Source organism: Salinivibrio costicola subsp. alcaliphilus, assembly GCF_001996185.1.
Classification (GTDB): domain Bacteria; phylum Pseudomonadota; class Gammaproteobacteria; order Enterobacterales; family Vibrionaceae; genus Salinivibrio; species Salinivibrio costicola.
In genome coordinates this window covers 1-5,836 of sequence record NZ_MUFR01000073.1, presented here as the reverse complement: position 1 = coordinate 5,836, position 5,836 = coordinate 1, and the positions used below count along the sequence as shown (strand labels likewise).

8 protein-coding genes are annotated in these 5,836 nt (G+C 53.5%); 3 read left to right on the top strand and 5 right to left on the bottom strand.

From position 1 onward, the window contains the following. Positions 1-118: 118 nt before the first annotated feature. The 3 genes from BZJ21_RS14940 to bioH form a co-directional block, all read right to left on the bottom strand. The gene (locus BZJ21_RS14940) at positions 119-592 is read right to left on the bottom strand and encodes a hypothetical protein (protein WP_025744367.1); all 474 of its coding nucleotides are present in this window, start codon (positions 590-592) and stop codon (positions 119-121) included. Between the two features lie 67 nt (positions 593-659). Then, entirely contained in the window at positions 660-1,091 is a 432-nt protein-coding gene (locus tag BZJ21_RS14935; RefSeq protein ID WP_077670212.1) for a hypothetical protein, read from the bottom strand. Positions 1,092-1,190: 99 nt separating this feature from the next. Next, positions 1,191-1,970 carry a pimeloyl-ACP methyl ester esterase BioH gene (gene bioH, locus BZJ21_RS14930; protein ID WP_077670211.1) on the bottom strand — a complete coding sequence of 260 codons (780 nt, stop codon included), beginning with the start codon at positions 1,968-1,970 and terminating at the stop codon, positions 1,191-1,193. Positions 1,971-2,008: 38 nt separating this feature from the next. On the opposite strand from bioH, the gene BZJ21_RS14925 reads away from it, so the two are divergent. From BZJ21_RS14925 to BZJ21_RS14915, 3 genes are all read left to right on the top strand, one after another. After that, positions 2,009-2,725: a phosphoribosyltransferase family protein gene (locus BZJ21_RS14925; protein ID WP_077670210.1), complete on the top strand. Its 717-nt coding sequence runs from the start codon at positions 2,009-2,011 to the stop codon at positions 2,723-2,725. A 36-nt stretch (positions 2,726-2,761) separates the two neighbouring features. Continuing rightward, positions 2,762-3,421 (top strand): Fe-S biogenesis protein NfuA, encoded by a 660-nt coding sequence (nfuA, locus tag BZJ21_RS14920; RefSeq protein WP_174566351.1) that lies wholly within the window; start codon positions 2,762-2,764, stop codon positions 3,419-3,421. A 75-nt stretch (positions 3,422-3,496) separates the two neighbouring features. Next, the gene (locus BZJ21_RS14915; protein ID WP_077461480.1) at positions 3,497-3,745 is read left to right on the top strand and encodes a DUF3862 domain-containing protein; all 249 of its coding nucleotides are present in this window, start codon (positions 3,497-3,499) and stop codon (positions 3,743-3,745) included. An 18-nt stretch (positions 3,746-3,763) separates the two neighbouring features. On the opposite strand, the gene cyoE is transcribed toward BZJ21_RS14915, so the two are convergent. Both cyoE and BZJ21_RS14905 read right to left on the bottom strand, forming a co-directional pair. Further along, complete coding sequence (cyoE, locus tag BZJ21_RS14910; protein WP_077670209.1) at positions 3,764-4,666, bottom strand: heme o synthase; 903 nt, start codon at positions 4,664-4,666, stop codon at positions 3,764-3,766. Next, the gene (locus tag BZJ21_RS14905) at positions 4,641-5,663 is read right to left on the bottom strand and encodes a COX15/CtaA family protein (RefSeq protein WP_077670208.1); all 1,023 of its coding nucleotides are present in this window, start codon (positions 5,661-5,663) and stop codon (positions 4,641-4,643) included. Before BZJ21_RS14905 ends, cyoE begins: the two co-directional genes overlap by 26 nt. Positions 5,664-5,836: the final 173 nt, after the last annotated feature.

Below are 5,836 nucleotides of genomic sequence, written 5' to 3'. Positions count from 1 at the left end.
ATAAATATGGCATAACGCACGGTTTTCAGCCCTAAGTGACAATTTAGTCATTAAGTTGCTAGCCCAGGTATGGCGCGGATCTTCATGCGTTTTCCCTGGGCTTAAGGTCTGGATCGCATTAAATCACAATCAATACTTCGGAGGGCATGTTCGCCACGCTTGCCTGCTGGTAGCGCATCGCCACTACCGCACGCGTTTGCTCAAACCGTTTTAGCTGCTCAATTTTTTCTAACACTTCTTCGGGCATTTTTAAGCCCATCGTGTAGCCATTATCTTGGCGAGCTTGCTCACTGGGATCCGTGCGTGCTATGGCATCGATACGGCCTGCGATATTGGCGCCATCGTAGTCGGCATGCGTTAATGAGTCACGCTGATAGTCCAGCGAGTAGTTGGGGTGTTGGGCAGGATCCCAGGATGAACGTCCCAGCTGCTTATCTTGATCAGAAGGGGCTTTACCATTGTCGGGCTCGGGAGATGACTTAGCAGGGACGATTTTTTCGCGCAAGCGATTGTCCCGCGCAACTTGCTCCGTTGGCGGGTTCACCGATGGCGCGACAGTTGGAATACTGACGCTGGCTGGCGATATGTTCATCTGATGCTACCTCCCACACCAGCTGAAGGCCTAATTGTCAGTGCGGCCTTGTCGTCTTTCTATCAGTTTAGACGATAACCGCGAGTATTGTACCTATTGTACCTAAGGCCGACACAAATTTACCCGCAGTGTACGATGAATCATCGCTTTCTTGGACTTTCTCCGGATGATCCATCCCCAATGCGCCGTAGGTAAACGACTTTACGGCGGACGTTTCTTCCGGCTCTTTTCCCTCTTGGGCTTTAGCGACCGCACCAGCGTTGGCGCCGTCTTTCACGTCAGCGCCGCCTTTCACGTCAACATGGTGTTTTGCGGCTTGAGGCGAAGCCGGTTTATCACCTTCTTTGACCCCATTCGCTTTTGCGACGTGATCCTTAAAAGTATTGGCTTTGGACACCTGTTCAGCTTGTTTGTCCGCATTTTGCTGCGGCTGTGCCGGCGTTTTGGACTTCATCGCTTGATGATACGCCGGAGACTGCCCAACGTTACCTACGTTCATTATGGTCTCTCCTTATGCCAAAACAAGTGACATAGTTAACTTATCGGCAGAACCGTGACAGGATTGAGTCAATTCTACCAAAAAAATGATCCGCACTGGCTATGTTGCCGGCAACTTGTTGCCTAAAAAGGCTTTTAGCTTGTCTACCACCGCTTCAGGCTCAGTCACGAACGGCGCGTGAGCACTGTGTGTCAGGACCTCACTGTGTGAGTCCGGAGCCAATGTTGATACCGCATCAGCCACCGACACCGGCACTAAACCATCTAACCGCCCATACATTCTCAACCAAGGCACCTTGATAGCGCCACAGCCCTGACGCAAATCCGTGTCCGCTAACATGGCTAAGCCATCCGCAAGCGCACGAGGGTCCGGTGTTGGCCGCGAAAATACCGCTTGCTTAAGCGCTTTTACGTCTTTTTTCGCGGTCGGTGATCCCATCGCTTGCAGCGCCATAAAGCGCTCAACTGTCAGCGAAAAGTCACGCTCAAGCTGACGAGCAAAGTCACTGAGCACCCCAGATTTAATTCCTCGCCACCCAGGTTCGGCAACAAACTTGGGTGAGCTGGCGATGGTAACCAATCCAGTTACACGCTGTGGCGATAAAAGCGCGGCTTGTGTTGCCACTAACCCACCTAACGACCAGCCTATCCAAGTTGCATCTACTGGTGATTCTTTAAGCAACACTTGTGCCAGATCTTCGATAATAAGCCCCGGTTTTGCCGCGCTATAGCCAAAACCGGGTAAATCAACACAGTGCACCCGGAAGTGTGGTGTTAGGTACGGCAAGATTAATGACCACACTGCGCTGTTCATGCCCCAACCATGAATGAGAACCAGATCGGGTCCTTGCCCGTGCGACTGCCAATCACATTCCGCCATGTTTACACTGCCTTGATTACTTTTTACTCAGGACGCTTATGATATCAACAATCGTGCCACGGCGCTTTACACGTGTACTGACCCACTGGCGAGGCAAACTCTTGCCCTTACAGTGTCCCGTTTGCCACCTCGCCTTGCCTGCCCATCACTCCCTGTGCTGTGATGCGTGTTGGGATGCCCATCATCAGTGTTTACTTTGTCAGTGTTGTGGACTGCCTGTTTCACAACCACAAGCGCGATGTGGCGCCTGCCTCAGCCAGCCGCCAGCTTGGGACCGCTTGGTTGCTATCAGTGGCTACCATGATCCTCTCCCGCAATTAATTCACGCGTTCAAATACCAAGGAGCCTTCGAGCTGGCATTGCCGTTTGCCCAGCAGCTCAGTGATCGTATTCTCACCCCCGCACCGGTGCTGTTGCCGGTGCCGCTGCATTGGCGACGTCGTTGGCAACGAGGGTTTAATCAAAGTCTGCACTTGGCTTGGGCACTTGCCGACAACCTTGATACTCGGGTGGTGGATACGTACTTATCTCGCGCCCGACATACCGCGCCACAACAAGGTCTCAGTCGGCAAGACAGGTTACATAATCTGCGTGGTGCTTTTTCTCTTCATGGCCCGCTCCCCGCTTCTCATGTCGCTGTCGTCGACGATGTCGTCACCACCGGACAAACGGTATCGCAATTATGTCGATTACTGCGCAAAGCCGGTGCAAAAACGATCGATGTTTACTGTTTGGCCCGTACCGATCTACCCTAGCGGTAAGCGTGCTACCCCTGCACATAAAGTAGCCACATGGTTCGAGGGGTGATAGCCAAAGCAAACCGGAGTACACTGTATAAAACACACTGGATTAGTCAGGTATTTGTCGTGTCAGAAGTCAATATTTCAGAAAATGCACAAAGCCACTTTGTGAAGTTGCTTGAGCAGCAGCCCGAGGGCACCCATATTCGCGTGTTTGTTGTCAATCCAGGCACGCCAAACGCAGAGTGCGGTGTCTCATACTGTCCGCCGGAAGCGGTAGAAAGCAGTGATACCGAGATAAAATTCAACGGTTTTTCTGCGTTTATCGACGAACTGAGTCTCCCTTTTCTCGACGAAGCAGAGATCGACTTTGTCACCGATAAAATGGGCTCGCAGCTCACGCTGAAAGCACCGAACGCCAAAATGCGTAAAGTCGCCGATGATGCACCTTTGATGGAGCGCGTCGATTATGTGATTCAAAGCCAGGTAAACCCACAACTTGCCAGCCATGGCGGCCATGTGAACCTGATTGAAATCACTGATGATTCGGTGGCTATCCTCCAATTTGGTGGCGGGTGTAACGGTTGCTCCATGGTGGATGTGACCTTGAAAGAAGGGATTGAAAAGCAGCTATTGGCTGAATTTAGTGGTGAGCTACACGGTGTGCGCGATGTGACCGAGCACGCCCGGGGCGATCACTCTTACTACTAATAGACACCACCACGTTAATAGCAAAACAGGCCATGAGGCCTGTTTTTTGATCACATCAGTGAGTGAGGTATTGTTATGCGCGTCTTTTTTGCCTGTGTCTTGGTCGTCTTTCTGGCCGGTTGCTCGAAAGTGACTAAGCAAAACTACGATCAGTTAGAGGTCGGCATGAGTTATGACGTGGTAGTTGCTCACGTTGGCAAGCCAAGCCAATGTGATGACACCATGGGATTAACCCATTGCGTGTGGGGCGGTGATGGCAAACACATTAAGGTCTCGTTTGTCGCCGACAAAGCCACGGTACTGTCGGCAAAAGGGCTTAAGTAGTCCCTCCAATAGCGCCACTTAATAGCGCAACGCGTGGTCGGCAAGCAGCACCACAAAGGTCGCGAAGATATGCCATATCGAAAACTTAAAAGTCTGCCATGCGATGCCTTTTTGCGACTGGGTTTTCAGTCGCCAAGCATAGCCGACAAAAACGAGGTTAAGGGCAGTCGCGCCCACCAGATAGAGCCAACCACTCATCCCGGTCAGCCAAGGGAAAATCCCTACCACCACCAGCAATAAGGTGTAAAGCAAAACCATGGTCTGAGTAAAGCGAACCCCGTGGGTGACGGGCAGCATCGGCACATCGGCTTTGGCATAATCATGGCGCCGATGAATCGCCAGCGCCCAAAAGTGGGGCGGCGTCCACGTGAATATAATCATCACCAGCAGCAGCGCATGCGCGTGGACCTCGCCTGTCACCGCCGTCCAACCAAGTAGTGGCGGCATTGCGCCGGCCAAACCGCCAATGACAATGTTTTGCGGTGTCGCGGGTTTAAGCCACTGGGTGTATACCAACGCATAGCCCACCAGGCTGGCAAAGGTCAGCCACGCGGTGAGCGGATTCAGCCACCAACAGGTAATAAAGCCGCTCACCATCAGTGCCACCGCAAACACCAAAGCGGCGCCTTGACTGACACGGCCTTCAGCAACGGGACGATGGCGGGTACGCTGCATTTTGGTATCAATTTTCCAATCGATCACGTGATTAAACACCGCCGCAGCACTGGCTTGTGCGCCAATGCCAAATAATCCCACCAGCACCGCCGACCAGGGTGGCCAGCCGGGCGTGGCTAAACACATCCCCACCAGCGCGGTGAGAAGCAGCATGGCGACCACGCGCGGTTTGGTGAGCTCGTAATAATCACGCCAATTAGCGCCAGCAGGCGTCGATACATTAGCGGTGCGTTGATACTGTGCCATGGTGAGATCCTTGTCGGGCCGACGGTGAAAGACATAAAAACCGGGAGAGCAGTAATATGGCCAGTAGCGACAATCCACCGAGGTTATGCGCCACCGCCACACTTAGCGGCAGCAACGCGACCACGTTGGTCACGCCCAACGTAATTTGAATCGCCAACACACCACTCACTGCCATTGCCAGCGCACGCGCCCCAGCACGCCACAGCATCCATGCCCAAGCGAGCACTAATGCGGTGACCACCATGGCGCCGAGACGGTGCGTGGCATGAATGGTCACCCGCTCGGCATGATTCAGTACGCCAAACTGGTAGGTCTCGCTGTGAGGGCTGATAGGATTAAACGCCGAGGGGGTGAAAAGCTGCCACCAAGGGCTTTCGCAGATAGGTAACTGCGTACAGACCGTGGCGGCATAATTTGCTGAGGTCCAACCGCCCAATCCTATCTGTATGATCACGGCGACCACTGCCACACTGCCCACGCGGCGTGCGGGCGGCGATATTTGCATAACGGGCAGCTTGATTGCCCCTGCCAACACCGCAAGCCAAGCCAGCAAACACACCGTAGTGAAGCCACCGAGCAAATGTGCTATCACCACCACCGGCATTAAGCTTAAGGTGACCGTCCACATCCCGAGCGCCGCTTGCATGACTACCACCACACTCAGCAGCGTGGTCAGCGGCCGTAATGCCCGATAATCGGAGCGTCGCCAGCTTATCCAAGTCAACGCAAAAATAGCCAATGCTAAGGTGCCTGCGACATAGCGGTGCAGCATTTCATTCCACGCTTTCGTCACATCCAAGGGCGCGTCGGGGAACCGCAACATCGCCACCGATTGCACAGTTCCACTGTCGGGCACACCCAAGTGGCCATAACATCCGGGCCAATCAGGGCAGCCAAGTCCGGCTTCAGTTAAACGGGTAAACGCGCCCAGCCCAACCACCAGCACGGCCAGTATCAGTGTCGATAAGACGGCGAGTTGGTAGCGACGTGTTGCCATAATTAGCCCACCTTAGACAACTTGAGAAGCCGTTTGAGATCGCGCAATAAGCCTTTACCTTGCGCAATCCACTGGGTCACGGAAAACGCATGAACATCCGCGTCATGAAAGGCTTCCCAGCACGGTCGCTAAGTACTCTTGGTCCATCGCGCACATCATTCGCTTGCGTTGAA